We start from the raw sequence: 16,318 nt of genomic DNA, 5'->3' as shown, positions 1-16,318 counted from the left end.
CGAAGGGCCGCTCCAGCAGCAGTTCGCGGTTCCAGTAGACCTTCACCGCGTACGTGCCGGGCTCGCGCTTGCGGTCCGGCGCCACGTTCAGCCGCGAGGAGACGGTGAGGTCGGGGGCGGGGCCGACGACGGCCTCTTCCGGCTCGGCGAAGCGCAGGTTGTTGCCGTCCTTCCAGACGATCTGCGTGCGCCAGCGGGCGGAGTCGGCGGGGGCCACGCTCACCTCGGCGTACTTGCGGAAGAGCTCCACGCCGCCGGGCTTCAGCCAGACGACGTGGATCTGGTGGACGCCCGGCGGCAGGTTGCTCAGGTCGACGAAGGCGTGGATGTTGCGGTCGCGCTCGTCGTCGCTGGCCTCGAAGCGGTCGCCGACCTCGAGGCGCTTGCCGGTCTTGGCGCCGATCCGGCGGCAGAAGACGAGCTCGGCCCGCAGCGCGCCGTCCGCCAGCTTCTGGTCCCCGTCGGCGGCGACGGCCGCCTCACGGACGGCCTGCACGTCTTGCTGCCCGCAGCCCGCGAACAGGGCCAGGGCCGTCAGCGCCGCCGTGATCAGGATCTTCATGCCCCTCCTTGGGACTGCCGGCGGGTCGGCGACCCGACCGCCTACTTCAACAACATCATCTTGCGCGACACCGTCGCACCGTCCGCCGTCAGGCGGTACACGTACAGGCCGGAGGGCGCGCGCGCGCCCGCATCGTCGTCGCCGCGCCAGACGGCCGCGTGCTCGCCGCCCTCCAGCTCGCCCGCTACCAGCGTGCGCACGACGCGGCCGGCCAGGTCGTAGACCTTCAGGCTGACCGCGGTCCGGCGCGGCACCGAGAAGCGGATCTCGGTCGCCGGGTTGAACGGGTTGGGACGGTTCTGGTCCAGGACCAGCCGCGACGGCAGCTCGCCGTCGTCGGCGCCGGTCGGGAAGGACAGCACGAAGGTGCCGTTCATGGCGTCCTGGCCGCTGTTGAGCGTGGTGTCGAAGCAGACGACCTTGACCAGCGCCTGGTCGCTGGACGGCACCGTGGTCCAGTTCGGCCAGAGCGGAGAGGTCAGCGAACCGAGGCCCAGCATGTACGGCCAGGTCGCGCCGCCGTCGGCCGAGTAGAGCACGACGGTGGCGTACAGGCCCGTCTCGTCGTAGGGCGTCCAGGTCACCGCGAAGGGCTGCCCGTCGTTGTGGACCGAGCCCGGCAGGGGGGCGGTGACCGTGACCGTCGGGGCCAGCTCGTCGATCGTGCCCTGGTGGCCGTTGAGGGAGAAGTCGTCGATGCCCGCCTCGATCACCGAACCGCTGCCGAGGTCCGAGGCGATGAACCGGAAACGCACGTTGGTGGTCATGTCGATCAGGCCGGTCAGCGGCACCGAGACCTCCAGCCAGGTGCGGTCGCTGGTCATGGTGCTTTCGAGGTTCACCCAGGTCGTGCCGTCGTCGGTCACCTGCACGGTCCAGGTGTCCGAGTTGGGGTTCAGGCCGGTCTCGTTCGTGTACCAGCGGAAGTAGGTGACCGTGACGTCGTTCCAGCCGGTCAGGTTGTAGACGGGGCTCAGCAGCGTGGTCGCGCCGCCGTCCACGTCGGCGCCGCCCTGGGCGCCGCCCACGGGGTCCTGGCCGGTGATCCAGCACATCGTGCCCGCGGCGGTGTGGTCGTCCTCGGGCGTGACGGGCGAATCGTTGATGTAGATGCCGTTCGGGTCGACCAGCGTCCAGATGCCGGAGGTGGCGGTGTCGCCGGCCATGCCCGCGGTCCAGCTGCCGGCGGACTCCATGTCCGACGACGTGATCAGGGTGTTCTCGATCCAGAAGCTGGTGGCGGCGGCGGGTGCGTCCGCGGGTTCGGTGCCGCCGTAGCCGAGCGCGTCCAGGGCCGAGAACCAGTAGCGGACGCGGCTGCCCAGGGGCTGGCCGGGGATCTCGCCCCGGTAGCGGCCCGTCGCGGGGTCGACCAGCGACAGCGGCAGTTCCTGCAGGCCGCCGCCCGCGCTGGTCAGGTACCAGCAGTGCAGCTCCTCCAGGCCGCTGAAGTCGTGGACCTCGGTCTCGACGACGTAGGGCCCGGCCGTGTCGGTCGAGCCGGTCAGGACCGTCGTGTTCGCGAAGACGGGGCCGGCCACGTCGACCAGCGAGAAGTCGACCGTCGTGGTCTGGCCCTCGAGGATCACGACGTTGCGGGTCGTGTCCGGCGCGAAGCTGGGGTGCGAGGCCACGATGTCGTACGTGCCGACCGGCACCGAGCCCAGGTAGGCGCCGAGGGCCGAGGAGGTGAAGGCGCGGCCGTTGTCCAGGACGGTGACCTGCACGTCCTTGGCCGGCGTACCGCCCGCCGAGGCGTTGGTGACCGTGCCCTGCAGCATGCCCGAGGGCAGCACCGCGAGGGCCTCGTAGCGGATCGCCCGTCCGGTGGTCAGGCTCGCCGCGGCGGTGGGGTAGGCGTTCCAGTAGGTGTAGAGCAGGCCGCCGGTGTGGTCCAGGTTCTGCAGGCCCGCCGTGGCGTAGCCGTTGGTGCCGTCGACCTGCGACACGGCGTTGTACTGCACCTCGATGATCCCGTCGCCGGTGTCGGTGTCGTGGTGGGCCGGGTCGTAGAGGATGACCTCGAAGGTCTCGTTGCCGCCGCCGCTGTCGTTGCGCAGGCGGCTCCACTCGATGACCAGGCGGTGGTTGGCCGTGTCGTGCCACCAGTACACGCCGCCGATGCCCGACTCCACGTACAGGTTGTCCCAGAAGGCGCAGATCATGGCGTCGGGCGAGCCGGCGCAGGGCAGCGTCCAGTTGCGGTAGTTGCGCAGGGAGGTCGCGCCCATCGCCAGCCAGCCGTTCGAGCAGACCGAGATCTTGTCGAACGTCTCGCCGTAGTAGGTGAACGCGAAGGGCAGCGACAGGATCTCGGTGTCGTCCTGCTCCCAGCCGTAGTCCGTCAGGGGGATCGCCGTGCCCGAGCCGCCCAGGGCCGGGTCGATCTCGATCCAGCTGTAGGTCGGGTGGTAGGGGTAGGCGGTGTCGGTGTTGTCGAAGGCGTAGTAGCCGTGGGCGTCGGGGCCCAGCGGCTGGTCGGCGGCCGCGGTGCCGACCGGAGCCGTGAACTCGAGGGTGTCGCGCGACCCGGCCGCCGTCAGCAGCGCGATCTGGAACGTGGCCAGGTGGCCGCGGAAGCAGTCGGCGGTCACCGACACGGCGAACGTGTCGCCGGCGTTGCTGCCCGTGGCGTTGACGGCCAGGGGGCCGTAGGCGCCCTGGTCGTCGGTGACGTCGACCCAGGGGCTGTTCGACAGCAGGGTCGCCGCGGCGGCAGTGACCCCGACGTTGCCGGTGTTGCGCAGCGTGACGGTCAGGCTGCCGGTCTCGCCCGGGTCCAGGCTGCCCCCGGGGCCGCCGTAGACGAGGCTGAGGTAGGAGAAGGCGCCGGCGTTGACCGTGAGCTCCAGCAGGGAGGTCCAGGTCGAGGCGCCGCTGACGACCGCGAGGTCGAGCTGGCACTTGTGGGCGGCGGGGGCGCCGGGCGCCAGCTGGACGGTGAACGGGACGTCGCCCGGCCCGTCCGCGCCGGCCGCGATCGTGCCGTAGGACGCGGCGCCGGAGACGACGCTCACCCAGGGGTCGTCGGAGGTGAGGACGGCCGTGACGCCCGTCGCCGCCGAGGCGCCGAAGTTGTGCAGCACGGCGGCCAGGTCCACGGTCTCGCCGGGGCCGGCCAGGCCGTCGCCGTTGCCGGCGGCGTCGTCGACGGCGAAGGAGCCGAGACCGACCAGGTTGACGGCGGGGCCCACCGTCACGGTGCCCTTGTAGGGCAGGTGGTCGTGCTTGGTGACGGTGACCAGCAGGCTGCCGGCGGAGAGGCCGTCCAGCGGCAGGTCGACCCGGCCGTCGGCGTTGGTCAGGCCGCTGACGCGCACCTCGGTGCCCTTGTAGAGGGACACGCGCGCGCCCGCGGCCGGCAGGCCCGACACGCCGTCGTTCACGGTGGCCTGGAAGGAGTTGGCGCCGGTCGAGATCGACGCGGCGTGCACGACGGAGAACGCGGCGGGCAGCGAGGTCCAGATCTCGGTGGCGGGGTCGCCCATCAGGCTGTTCCAGACCATCCAGATCTCGACGTGGTCGGCCTCGGCGTCGTTGTAGCTGTTGTACATGGCCAGCTTGCCGGAATTCAGGGCCGGTCCCACGCGGAAGTCGCCCGAGTTCAGCACGCCGTCGACGACGCCGGCGAACATGCAGTTGTTGTAGCGGGTGTGGGTGCCGGTGGTGGCGGTGCCGACGCTGGCCACGGCGCCGCCGTTGGGGGCGCGGAAGACGGCCTCGGAGCGGCAGGTCGTGTCGATCACGAAGGAGCCGGTGTCGCAGGTCATGATCACGGCGAAGGCCAGCTCGCCCGCGTTGGTCAGGTTCTGCAGGTTGGTGGGCTGCATGCCGCTCATGCCGTACCAGCCGCGGTAGGTGAACAGCGAGCCGCCCTTGTTGTAGTTCGTGGTCATCAGCGAGACGTAGTTGCCGCCGTAGACCGAGTCGATCTGGGTGTAGTGCAGGCCCAGCAACTGGTCGCGCACCCACTGGTTGACGAAGATCGTCGTGATGCCCGAGGACGAGGGGTCGCCGACCAGCGACCCGCGCGTGAACCAGCCCGGATCGGGCGTCAGGGGCGGGTTGGTCTCGTAGTTGACGATCTTGTTCACGACCGTGGTGAGCTCCGTCGTCGAGATCACCGACAGGCGGCCCAGGTTGACGTCGGGCAGCAGGTCGACGCCGTCGAGCATCGAGTAGTAGTGGTCGCCGCCGCCGTTGTAGCCGCTGAGGCCCTCGGTCCAGGAGGGCAGCATCACGGTCCCGTTGGCGTCGCCCACCAGGGTCACGAACTCCAGCTGCGGCTTCATGGTGTTGTAGGCGTCGGTCAGGTAGGTCTTGATCGCGGTGTTGGTGGTGCCGGTCTCGGCCGTCGTCGCCAGCACGACGTTGTAGCCCTGGCGCCGGCGCCAGTCCAGCAGCGGCGCGAGGTTGGCGATCACCGTGGCGTTGTTGGGGCAGATCACCAGGTAGCTGCCCATCTCGGTGACGGCGCTCTTGTCGGCGCCGCCGTAATTCAGGACCCGGGCGCGGAAGAACTCGTCGTAGGCGGCGGTCTCGGCCCGCCGCGCGGCCTTGCCGGCGCCGCCCGTGATCGTCACCTCGACGGTCAGGCTCACGGCGGCCGTCACGCGGCCGGTTGCCGGATCGTAGCCGAGCGGGGAGAAGACCACCGGCGCCACGGTCAGGCCGTGCATGACGCCGGGCCTGCCGACCTCGACGGACGGGGCGCCGGCGGCGCCGCCGGCGGCGTAGGCGTCCTTGTCGAACACGAAAGGCTCGCCCTCGCGGCCCTGGACCGGCAGCAGCCGGTAGCCCAAGAGGTCGACCGTCTCGCTGGCGATGATCCGCGCCTTGGCGGTCGCGCCCGCCGGCAACGCGATCAGCCGGCTGAAGACCGGCAGCCCGGGCGCGCCCTCGACGCCGCGCTGGGCCGCGTCGGGGAACGACAGCACCTGCCAGGCGCCGCCGCCGGCCGCGACTTCCTCGACCGACAGGCGCGGCAGGGTCAGTTCGAGCGTCAGGACGTCACCGGCGTCCCCGAGCAGGGAGAGGGCCGGCTGGGCGCCGGCGGCCGGGTCCAGGACGACCTCGCGGGCGGCGGGCGCGGCGAGGGCGGACGCCGCGATCAGCAGCAGCGACAGCGTGACGGCTGTGGACGAACGCATGAAGGCCTCCAGGGCGCATTTGGGCCGGGATGGTTGCGGGAGCCATCGTGGGGGAATTCGAAAAACGCCGGTTGCGGGACCGGCCGGACGTCATCATAACACAAGCCCCAGCACGGAAACTAATGGATATTTTCCCGCTGGGTCTTCGGCTGGCGCCTCCCCGGGCCCTATGCTATGATCCCGTCGTTCGGACGACCCCGCCTGCACCCGCACCATCCGTCCACCCCGGGAGGACACCCATGCCCAGGTTCCTGCGCTTTGCGGCCGGGTTTGCCCTGTTGGTCGCCGCCGCCACCGCGACCGCCGCCGTCATCCACGTGCCCGGCGACTACGCCCAGATCCACGCCGCGGTCCAGGCCGCCGCCGCGGGGGACGTCGTCGAGGTCGCGGCCGGCACGTACGGCGACTGCACCCACCCGACCGAGGGCCCCGGCACGACCCCGGCCTGCGTCATCATGAAGTCCGGGGTCACCCTGCGGGGCGCGGGCACGGCGGCGACGATCATCGACGCGCAGCTGCTCGGCCGCGGCATCTTCGTCGAGAACGTCGTCAACTGCCGCATCGAGAACCTCCAGGTCCGACGCGCGTACGCGGCGGCCTACGGCGCCGGCATCCTGTTGCGGCAGGTCGGGGCGGACGTGCGCGTGACTGACGTCCTGGTGACCCAGTGCACCGACGGCGGCGTGATCTGCTACAACCAGGCCAGCCCGGTCCTGACCCGGGTCGACTGCGTGGCGAACTCAGCCAAGCAGGGAGGCGGCCTCGCCATCGAGGAGCAGAGCAGCCCCCGCGTCGACGACTGCGACATCCTGGACAACCACGCCCCCAGCGGCGCCGGCTTGTTCATCCGCAACGGCAGCGACCCGCACCTGACCGACTGCACCGTGAGCGGCAACGCGATCAACGCGGCCTACGGGCAGGGCGCCGGCATCTTCGTCGCGGCCAGTTCCCCCGTGATCGAGCGCTGCGCGATCAGCGGCAACACCACCCTGGGCAACGGCGGCGGCATCGCCTACCAGCTGGGTTCCGCGGGCGCGCTGCGCGCCTGCACGATCACGGGCAACCTCGCGACGCAGAGCTACGTCTCGGGCGCCGGCATCGCCGTCGACTCGGCCACGCCGCTGATCGAGGGCTGCCTGATCGCCGGCAACGTCTGCTCCGGCGCCTTCAGCGATGCCGCGGGCGTGCACACCCTCTTCAGCCCGTCCCCGACCCTGCGCAACTGCACGATCGCCGGCAACCAGACCAGCGCCGGCGGGCTGGCCGGCGGCGTGATGGCCCAGTGGGGCAGCGCCCCGACGATCGACCGCTGCATCATCGCCGGCTCGACCGCCGGCGCCGGTCTCTACTGCGACGGCGGCACCCCGACGGTCACCTGCACCGACATCCACGGCAACGCCGGCGGCGACGCGCTCTGCGGCGTCGACGGCGGCGGCAACTTCTCGCTCGACCCGCTCTTCTGTGCGCCGGGCGACTACCGCCTGCAGGAGGGCAGCCCCTGCTTCACCGGCTGCGGCGGGGAGCTGGTGGGCGCGCCCCTGGGCGGGTGCGACGCCACCGCGGTCGGCGAGACGACCGCGCGCTCGCGCCTGCTGGGCAACCATCCGAACCCGTTCAACCCCAGCACGGCCATCGTTTTCGCGCTTGACGCGCCCGGCACCGCCCTCGTACGTATCAGCGACGTCTCCGGCAGAACGGTGGCGACTCTCACCTTGGGCGATCTCCCCGCCGGTCGCCACGAGGCGGTCTGGGACGGACGCGACGATGCGGGCCGGCCCGCGCCGAGTGGTGTCTACTTGTACGAACTGCAGGCCCTGGGCCTGCAGCACACGAGGCGGATGATCCTGATCAAATGAAACGGGCAGCGCTCACGCTCGCTCTCGGAATCGGCCTGTCGGCGGCGGTCTGCGGGACCGCCGTCGCGGCCGACCAGCGGGCGCACGATACTGATGCGATCCAAGACCCCTACGTGATCCGGGTCGCCGGTGACCGCACCCTGGTGACGCGGCTCCCCGCCGCCGCCGACGCGACCGCCGCGCCGGCCCTGCTGATCCCCCTGCCCCCCGACGCCACGACCTGGTCGGTGCGCCTGACCGCGGGCGCCGGCAGCGTGTCCGGCGACGGCCGGCTGCCCCGGCTGCGCGGCCTGCCGATGGCCGTGGTGAACACTGCCGGCCTGGACGACGGCGCCAGCTTCGAGATCGTGCACGACGGCGACTGGGCCGCGGCGGCGGACGGCCGCCTGCGGTCGCGCGCCTTCGACGCGGCGCTGGGTTCGTCGCGCGGCCTGCCGCAAGACGCCGCCGGGAAGTCCCTCGCGCCGTCACGCGGCACTTACGTCGTGATCACGACGCCCGCGTACGCCGCCGCCGCCGCCCCCCTGCTGGACTGGAAGCGCGCCAAGGGCCTCGAGGTCCGCCTGGCGACCACCGAGGAGACCGGCGCCACCAACGTCGCGGTGCGCGAGTGGCTGCGCGCGGCGTACGCGTCCTGGGATGCGCCGCCCGAGTACGTGCTCATCCTGGGCGACGTCGGCGACGTGCCCGCCTGGAGCATCAGCCAGAACGTCACCGACCTGCCCTACGCCCTGATGGACGAGGGGGACTGGCTGCCCGACCTGATGCTCGGCCGCATGCCCGTCTCGTCGCTCGCCGAGGCGCAGACGGTGGTCAACAAGAGCGTGGCCTACGAGCGCGACCCCTACCGCACGGACGAGGGCTGGCTGACGCGCCAGCTCATGGTCGCCGGCAACTACGGCTCCGACACCCCGGTCAGCACCGTGGCCTGGTGCGGCCGGCAGCTGATGTCCCTGGGCTTCCAGGCCGCCACGCACGTCTCGTTCCCGCCGCTGTTCAACGGCGTCTTCCCGATCACGCAGGCGCTGCAGGCCGGCGCGTCGATGGTGGTCTACCGCGGCTGGGCCTACGGCACGGCCGGCTGGGAACCGCCGCACTTCACGGTCACCGAGATCCCCAACGTGAACAACGGGGCGATGACCCCGGTGGTGATGAGCTTCGTCTGCCTGAACGGCGACTTCGCCGCCGACGCCCCCTGCTTCGGCGAGGTGTTCCTGCGCCAGGGCACGCCCGAGACGCGCAAGGGTGCGGTCGCCTTCATCGGCAACGGCGAGCACTGGTCCCACACGCGCTACAACGACGCGATGGCCATCTCGTTCTTCGAGCGCATCACCGACCCGGCCGTCACCGACCTGGGGTCGCTGATGCTCGCCGGGAAGCTGCGCTTCCTCGCCTACTTCCCCCACGAGCTGGAGTACGAGGCCACCGGCGAGGAGTCCGTCGAGTTCTACTTCCACATCTACAACCTGCTCGGCGACCCCGAGCTGAACTTCTGGAAGGGCCCCGTCTCCGAGCCCGTGGTCACGCACGACGCCGCCTGCCCGCCCGGGTCGGGCCGCTTCGACGTGACCGTCGCGGAGCAGGACGGGACGACCCCCCTGGCCGGCGCGCGCGTGGGCCTGACGCAGTCCGGCGAGCCGGTCAGCTCCGGCTGGACCGGCGTCGACGGCGTGGCACAGTTGAGCCTGGCGGCCCTCGTCGAGGGCGCGCCGCTGACGGTCACGGTCACCGCCACGAACCGCTTCGCGGTGCAGCACGAGGTCGCGGTCGCGCAGCCCGCCGCCCGTCTCGCGTTGACGGGTCTGACCTGGGAGAACCCCGCGGGCTTCGGCAACGGCGACGGCGTGATCAACGCCGCCGAGGTCCTGCACGTCTACCCGGTGGTGACCAACACCGGGACGGCGACCGCGACGGGCATCACGCTCTCGCTGACCGTCGACGGCCCCGCCGGCGTCGAGCACGGGACCTTCGCCCTGCCGGACCTGGCCGGCGGCGCCGTGCACGCCTGCACGGGCGACGAGTACTTCCGCGTCGGCCTGCTGACCACGGCCGACGACGGCGCGCTGCTGAACCTGTTCCTGGACGCGGCCCACGACGGCGCGGTCGACCGCGACGGGCGCACGCTCGTGGTGGGCGGACCGGCGCTGCGGCTCGAGAGCCTGCTCGTCGGCGGCGACGGGGTCCTGCGCCAGGGTCTGGAGAACGCCCTCACCGCGGTCCTGCGCAACGAGGGGAGCCTCCCGTTCCCCGGCGGCCAGGCGCGCCTGAACCTGCTCGGTGCGGGGATCGGCGCCGTCGGCGTCCAGTACGCGGACGTGCCGGCCATCGCCGCGGGCGCGACCGTTTCCCTGGCGACGGCGGTGACGCTGGTCGTGGACGCGACGGTGCCGACCGGCCGGGCCGCGACGCTCGAGCTCGTCGTCTCCGACGCCGCGCCGGCCGACTACCAGGCCGTGCTGCCCGCGAGGCTGCTGGTGGGCGAGGTCGACGCCGGCGCCCCGAGCGGCCCCGACGCGCACGGCTACTGGGCGCTGGACAGCGCCGACGCCGTCGACTACCCCGACCTGGCGCCGGTCTACCGCTGGACGCACCTGGATCCCGCTCTGGGCGGCGAGGGCGCGCCGCTGGCCTTCGCCGTCGACAACGAGGTGAAGCTGGTCGACCTGCCCTTCGCCTTCACCTACTACGGGCAGTCGTTCGACGGCCAGATCCGCGTCAGCGAGAACGGCTGGATCAGCTTCGACACCGACGGCGAGCTGGAGTTCTACAACTGGCCGCTGCCCAGCAGCCACGGCAACCACTCCATGGTGGCGCCGTTCTGGGACAACTTCGACCCCACGCTGGCGGGCACCGGCGGCGTCTTCACGCGTTACGACGCGGTCGCCGGCTCGTTCACGATCGAGTGGAGCCGCATGCGGCACTACCAGCCCGAGATCGACGACGTGCAGACCTTCCAGCTGGTGCTGCGCGACCCGGCGGTCCACCCCGCGCCGGGCGGCGACGGGGAGATGCTCTTCCTCTACCGGCAGGTCCACAACAGCGACACGCTGCGGCAGTTCGCGACCGTCGGCTGGGAGAGCCCGAGCGAGACCGACGGCCTACAGCTGAGTTATTCCGACGTCTACGCCCCCGGCGCCGCCCCGATCGGCCCGGGCCTGGCGGTGCTGGTGACGACGCGGACCCCGGTCCACTCGCCGTACACGGCCGATCTCGTGGCCGAACGGGAGGCGGGCGCGGTCGCCCTCGCCTGGCAGCCCCGCGACGGTCGGCCCGTCACCGGCTGGCTCGTCGTGCGCGACGTCGCCGGCGTCGAAACCCCGCTGACGCCGGCGCCCCTGCCGGCGGCGGCCCGTTCCTTCACGGACGCGCAGGCTCCCGCCGGCGACGCGGTCTACCGCCTGGTCGCCCTGCACGCCTATGGGCACCGGTCGGCGGCGGCGACCGCGACGGCGGCCGCCACCGAGAGTTTCGACGGCAGCGGGCTGTTCCTGGCGAACGGCCGGCCCAACCCCGCGCGCGGCGGCGCGACCCTGGCCTTCGGCCTGCCGCGCGCCGGCGCGGCGACGCTGCGGGTCTTCGACCTCGCGGGGCGGCTCGTGCGCACGCTCGTGACGGGCGACCGTCCGGCCGGCCCGGGCGCGGCCGTCTGGGACGGGCGCGACGAGGGCGGACGCGACGCGCCCGCCGGCGTCTACTTCTGCCGGCTCGAGGGCGCCGGCGGCTCGGTCACGCGCAAGCTGCTGCTCGTCAGGTAGGTGGAAGCGTGCGGTTCATCGTCCTGTTGCTCGCGGTGGTCACGCTGCTGGGCGTGTGGGAGACGGCGCGGCACCGCCTCACGCGGCGGCGCATCCCGCTGCGCGTGCACGTCAACGGCAGCCGCGGCAAGTCGTCGGTGACCCGCCTCATCGCGGCGGGCCTGCAGGCGGGCGGGATCCGCACCTGCGCGAAGACGACCGGCTCGGCGGCGCGCTTCCTCCACGCCGACGGCACCGAGACGCCGGTGGTGCGGCACGGCTCGCCGAACATCCGCGAGCAGCTGGGGGTCTTCCGGCAGGCCGCGGCCGAGGGCGCGCAGGCGCTGGTGCTGGAGTGCATGGCCGTGCGGCCCGACCTGCAGCGGACCTGCGAGCGCGACATCGTGGACAGCACGCTCGGGGTGATCACCAACGTGCGCTCCGACCACCTCGAGGTGCAGGGGCCGCGCCTGGAGGACGTGGCGCGCAGCCTGTCGCAGACCGTGCCGGCGCGCGCGACCCTGTTCACGGCGGAGGACGTGTTCGCCGGCGACCTGGCCGAGGCGGCCCGGCGCCGCGGCAGCGACTGCCGGGTGGCCGACCCCGCGACGGTCACGCCGGCGGACCTGGCGCCCTTCCGCTACGTGGAGTTCGCGGAGAACGTCGCCCTGGCCCTGGACGTGTGCGTGGCCGCGGGCGTCGACCGCCGCCGCGCGCTGGAGGGCATGTGGGGGGTGCGGCCGGACGTGGGCGCCCTGGAGCGCCTGCGCGTCGCCGATCCCGGCGGCGAACTCGTGTTCGCCAACGCGTTCGCGGCCAACGACCCGGAATCCACGGCGCGGATCTGGCGCACGCTCGGCCTCGACGCGCCCGGCACGCGCTCGGTGGTCCTGTTCAACAACCGCGCCGACCGCATGCGGCGGGCGCGCGACCTGGCGCCGCTGCTGGGGACCAGCATCAAGGCCGGCCACTACGTCCTGATCGGCCAGGGCACGTCCCAGCTGGCCGACATGATGCGCGCGGTCCCGCGCGAACTCGTCGTCGACCTGGGCGGCGCCGGCGCCGCCGAGATCTGGACGCGCACGGCCGCCCTCTGCGGGCCCGGCGCCACGGTGGTGGGCATCGGCAACATCGGCGGCATCGGCATGGACGTGCTGGCGCTGCTGCGCGAACGGGAGGTGCGCCCTTGATCTACCAGGCGATCGGCCTGGGGCTGGTGATCAGCCTCGTCTTCTCGGAGATCATGGGCCTGGCGGCAGGCGGGCTCATCGTCCCCGGCTACATCGCGATCTACCTCGACCAGCCGCTGCGCATCGCGGGCACGGTCGTCGCCGCGCTCTGCACCTACGGCACCGTGCGACTGGTCGGCCGCGTGGTGCTGCTCTACGGGCGCCGCACGCTGGTCTTCTGCGTGCTGGCCGGGTTCGTGTTCGGCTTCCTGACGCGCTACGTGCTGGTGTTCAACGCCGCGCTGGGCACGGGCGTCGACGCGTCGCTCTTCCAGTCCGTGGGGTACATCATCCCCGGGCTGATCGCCTACTGGATGCACCGGCAGGGGATCGTCGAGACCCTGAGCTCCATGCTCATGGCGGCGTTCCTGGTCCGCCTGGTGCTGGTGCTGGCCCACGGAGGCATGCTCATTGATGTCGCGATCGGGTAGGAGGCGGCCGCTGATCCTGTTCGGGTTGGCGGTGCTGGCGGTGCTGCTGCAGGGGGCGCTCGAGCTGACGCGCCGCCCCGTGCGCCAGCGCGACTACGCCGAGAAGATGGCCGCGGCGCAGAAGGCCGACGAGGCGTTCACCACGCTGCGCCGGCACCTGCGCATGGAAGGCGCCGAGATCGACAAGGTCAACGACCCCGCCGGCACCGGCCTGGTGGGGCCGGAGTTCAGCCTCGTCACCAACGCCCGCGGCGACCTCGAGGCCAAGCTCACCAGCCTGAACCCCAACTGGGCGGCGGTGCTGGTGGAGCTGTTCCACCGCGCCGGCCTGCGCCCCGGCGACCCGGTGGCCGTGGCGGTCACGGGCTCGTTCCCGGGGCTGAACGTGGCCGTGTACGCCGCGCTCGAGACCATGGAGCTGGCGCCGGTGGTGGTCACCTCGGTCGGCGCCTCGATGTGGGGCGCCAACGACCCCTCGTTCACCTGGCTGGACATGGAGCGGATCCTGCGCGAGGAGCGGGTCCTGCACGTGCGCAGCGCGGCCGCCACCCTGGGCGGCGGCGACGACATGGGCCAGGGCCTCAGCCCCGAGGGGCGGCGCCTGCTGGAGGCGTCCATCGCCCGCAACGAGGTGCCGCTGCTCGGTTCGCAGAACATCGAGGAGGCCATCGCCAAGCGCATGTCCTTCTTCGACGAGGCCCTGCGCGGCCGCGTGCCGAAGTGCTTCGTGAACGTGGGCGGCGGCGTGGCCAGCCTCGGCAGCAGCCAGAACCGCATCCTGATCCCGCGCGGCTTCGCCGAGACGCTGGAGGCGAAGAACTGGCCGCGCAAGGGCACGCTGACGCTGATGTCCGACCGCGGCGTGCCGGTCATCCACCTGCTGGAGGTCGCCTCGCTGGCCCGCGAGTACGGGCTGCCGGTGGCGCCGGACTACCTGCCGGAACCGGGCGAGGGCGAGATCTTCGTGAGGGACGGCTACCGGCTCGAGCTGGTGGCGGCGTTCTTGCTGTTGTACGGCGCCCTCTGCGCCGTGGTCCTGGCGCCCGAGGTGCGGCGCAACCTGCTGGGAGCGGTCCGCTTCCGGCGGCGAGCGGGAGGTGCGGCGTGACGATCCATCACCGGCGCGGGGCGGCGGCCGCCGCCTGCTGCGCGCTGTTGTCGCTGTCGGCCGCGACGGCGTCGGCCGAGGTGCGCTGGCGGGCGGTCGCGCCCCAGGGCGCCCGCGAGCAGGTCTGCCTGCGCGTCGACGGCGTCGAGGCGACCTACGACAAGCTGCGCGCCGAGACGCCGACCTCGTACCGCGTGCGCGGGCCGCGCCGCGTCAAGGTGCTGTCGCGCTACGTGTTCGCGCCCGGCGAGGCCGGGCCGGTCGCCGGCACGCTCCGCTTTGCAATCGACGGGCAAGCGGCCCTCGCCGACGCGCAGCGCCTGCAGCCGCGCGCGGGCGCGGCGTCCTGCGCCGGCGCGCCCGCCAGCTCCCTGCACCACACCTACCTGACGATCCCCGAGGGCTGGCACGAGGTGACGGTCACCCCGACGAACGCCGGCGCCGGCTTCACCGCGGTGCGCCTCTTCCGCGAGACGAGCCGGGTCAGCGAGGAGTACGTCAACCTGTCGCCGGAGCGCTACGCCGGCGTCGCGACCCTGCAGTACGACAGCGGCGTGCGCTCGACCCTCTACCGCTTCGACGCGGACCAGCCGCTGTCCTTCGAGGTCGCGGGCCCGACGACGGCCGTGGTGTGGACGCGCTTGGACTTCGACCACCGCATGAACGGACGCCAGTCCTACGCCCTGGAGGTGCGCGTCGACGGCCAGGTGAGCCGCACCCATCACTACGACGCCGACAAGCTGGACGCCGCGTCCTACATCGAACGGCCGGACGTGATGCCGGGCGAGCGCAAGTCGCTGCGCGTCCAGATCCCGCGGGGACGCCACCGCGTGGAGATCCGCTGCCTGCAGCCCGACGCCTGCGGCGTGGCGGCGGTCGTCCGCATCCCGGCGGCCGACCTGCGATGAGGCGGCGAGCGGGCAGCGCGCTGGCGGTCGGCGCCGTGGCGGCCTTCCTGGCCGCGTGCGGCGCCGCGGCGGCGGCCGAGCCCGACGCGCCGGCCCGCAAGGCGTCCGCCTGGAAGACGAGCGCGACCTTCGGCCTCGAGACGATCTACGACGACAATTTCCTGCGCTACTCCGACGACTACCTCGACGTGTTCCACGCCGGGACGGACCCCTACAAGTTCAAGATCGAGCGGCAGGACTGCCACATCCTGGCCCCGAGCTTCGAGGTCGAGGCGCGCCGCGACCTGATCGCGCTGGGGGAGACGCGGCTGCGCTTCCGCTGGAAGCGCTGGCAGTACGTGCAGGAGCCGATCAAGACCAACTCCGGCTACTCGTGGTACGTGCGGCAGTTCCTGCCCGGCGGCCGCAGCTGCGAGCTGTCCTACAGCTACGCGCCCGAGCAGTACATCCGCCAGCTCTCCGACGAGCCGCCCTGGGAGGCCCCGAGCCACCCCCTGGTCTGGGACGAGTTCCGCTACACGCGCAACGAGTTCGCCCTGGTCTACCGCGACCGCTTCAGCCGCGACCTGACCTGGAAGCTGGACCTCAGCCGCACGCTGCGCTACTACAACCAGCCGTTCATGGAGAACGACATCTTCTCCTGGGGCGCCCGCGGCACGCTGTACTGGCGCGCCCGCGCCGACTGGCGCGTGACCCTCGACTACGGCTACGAGCACGGGCCCGCGCGCGGCTACGACGAGGTCGGGGAGACCCTCGAGTCGAGCGACAACTCGGACCCCTCGTACGACCAGGACCTCTACCAGGTCGAGCTGGCCTGGTCGCCGAAGTGGGCCGGCCGCGCCTTCACGAGCCTGGCCCTGAGCGGCCAGTACCAGGCCTACTGGTACACCTCGCAGAAGAGCCTCGACGCCGACCCCTACCACGTGGGTCGCAAGGACAACGTCTACTCGCTCGAGCTGACCCTGTCGCGGCCGGTGGCCGGCGGGGTCGACGGCGTCTTCGGCTGCAAGTTCTCCCAGCGCACGGTGGATTCGCCGTGGGAGGGGGACATCGCCGAGGACAAGGACTATGACCAGCGCCGGTACTGGATCGGGCTGACCTACAAGCTCTAACTCGCAAACTCTGATGCGGACCCCAACAGGAGCCCTGACGATGCGAATCACCCGTTCGACGACGAGGCGGAAGACGACGGCCCTGCCGGCCCTGCTCACTCTGGCGGCCCTGCTGGCCGGCTGCGGCGCCGCCGACCTCTACGAGTCGCCCGAGTCCCCCTTCCACGTGATCGGCCGCGTGCCGCTGCCGAGCGCCAACGAGGGGGTCGCCGCGCTGGGGGATTTCGC

General features: G+C 72.2%; 10 protein-coding genes. 8 read left to right on the top strand and 2 right to left on the bottom strand.

What is annotated here, in order from left to right; all coding sequences use genetic code 11:
- Positions 1–562, bottom strand: a 562-nt coding sequence (locus tag Q7W29_05225; protein MDO9171218.1) for a hypothetical protein, incomplete at its 3' end; no start/stop codon positions are given.
- 41 nt (positions 563–603) lie between these two features.
- Positions 604–5,712 (bottom strand): C25 family cysteine peptidase, encoded by a 5,109-nt coding sequence (locus tag Q7W29_05220; protein MDO9171217.1) that lies wholly within the window; start codon positions 5,710–5,712, stop codon positions 604–606.
- A gap of 239 nt (positions 5,713–5,951) precedes the next feature.
- On the opposite strand from Q7W29_05220, the gene Q7W29_05215 reads away from it, so the two are divergent.
- From Q7W29_05215 to Q7W29_05180, 8 genes are all read left to right on the top strand, one after another.
- The gene (locus Q7W29_05215) at positions 5,952–7,568 is read left to right on the top strand and encodes a right-handed parallel beta-helix repeat-containing protein (protein MDO9171216.1); all 1,617 of its coding nucleotides are present in this window, start codon (positions 5,952–5,954) and stop codon (positions 7,566–7,568) included.
- Positions 7,565–11,323, top strand: a complete 3,759-nt coding sequence (locus tag Q7W29_05210) for a C25 family cysteine peptidase (protein ID MDO9171215.1) — start codon at positions 7,565–7,567, stop codon at positions 11,321–11,323. The genes Q7W29_05215 and Q7W29_05210 overlap by 4 nt, the downstream gene beginning before the upstream one ends.
- Before the next feature lie 8 nt (positions 11,324–11,331).
- Positions 11,332–12,492, top strand: a complete 1,161-nt coding sequence (gene pgsB / locus Q7W29_05205; GenBank protein MDO9171214.1) for a poly-gamma-glutamate synthase PgsB — start codon at positions 11,332–11,334, stop codon at positions 12,490–12,492.
- Entirely contained in the window at positions 12,489–12,962 is a 474-nt protein-coding gene (gene pgsC / locus Q7W29_05200) for a poly-gamma-glutamate biosynthesis protein PgsC (protein ID MDO9171213.1), read from the top strand. The genes pgsB and pgsC overlap by 4 nt, the downstream gene beginning before the upstream one ends.
- Complete coding sequence (pgsW, locus tag Q7W29_05195; protein MDO9171212.1) at positions 12,946–14,070, top strand: poly-gamma-glutamate system protein; 1,125 nt, start codon at positions 12,946–12,948, stop codon at positions 14,068–14,070. The genes pgsC and pgsW overlap by 17 nt, the downstream gene beginning before the upstream one ends.
- Positions 14,067–14,978 carry a hypothetical protein gene (locus Q7W29_05190; GenBank protein MDO9171211.1) on the top strand — a complete coding sequence of 304 codons (912 nt, stop codon included), beginning with the start codon at positions 14,067–14,069 and terminating at the stop codon, positions 14,976–14,978. Before pgsW ends, Q7W29_05190 begins: the two co-directional genes overlap by 4 nt.
- On the top strand, positions 14,975–16,090 hold the full coding sequence (locus tag Q7W29_05185; GenBank protein ID MDO9171210.1) for a hypothetical protein: 1,116 nt from the start codon (positions 14,975–14,977) through the stop codon (positions 16,088–16,090). The genes Q7W29_05190 and Q7W29_05185 overlap by 4 nt, the downstream gene beginning before the upstream one ends.
- A 40-nt stretch (positions 16,091–16,130) precedes the next feature.
- Positions 16,131–16,318: hypothetical protein (locus Q7W29_05180; GenBank protein MDO9171209.1), on the top strand; the 188-nt coding region annotated here is incomplete at its 3' end.

The sequence above is a fragment of the bacterium genome, from assembly GCA_030654305.1.
Classification (GTDB): Bacteria; Krumholzibacteriota; Krumholzibacteriia; order LZORAL124-64-63; family LZORAL124-64-63; genus PNOJ01.
The sequence above is the reverse complement of the archived record's forward strand: the minus strand, read 5'-3'. Positions and strand labels throughout refer to the sequence as shown.

Coding starts and splice junctions, on each gene's coding strand:
- Q7W29_05215 (MDO9171216.1), top strand. CDS start 5,952: ATGCCCAGGTTCCTGCGCTTTGCGGCCGGGTTTGCCCTGTTGGTCGCC.
- pgsW (MDO9171212.1), top strand. CDS start 12,946: ATGTCGCGATCGGGTAGGAGGCGGCCGCTGATCCTGTTCGGGTTGGCG.
- Q7W29_05210 (MDO9171215.1), top strand. CDS start 7,565: ATGAAACGGGCAGCGCTCACGCTCGCTCTCGGAATCGGCCTGTCGGCG.
- Q7W29_05220 (MDO9171217.1), bottom strand. CDS start 5,712: ATGCGTTCGTCCACAGCCGTCACGCTGTCGCTGCTGCTGATCGCGGCG.
- Q7W29_05185 (MDO9171210.1), top strand. CDS start 14,975: ATGAGGCGGCGAGCGGGCAGCGCGCTGGCGGTCGGCGCCGTGGCGGCC.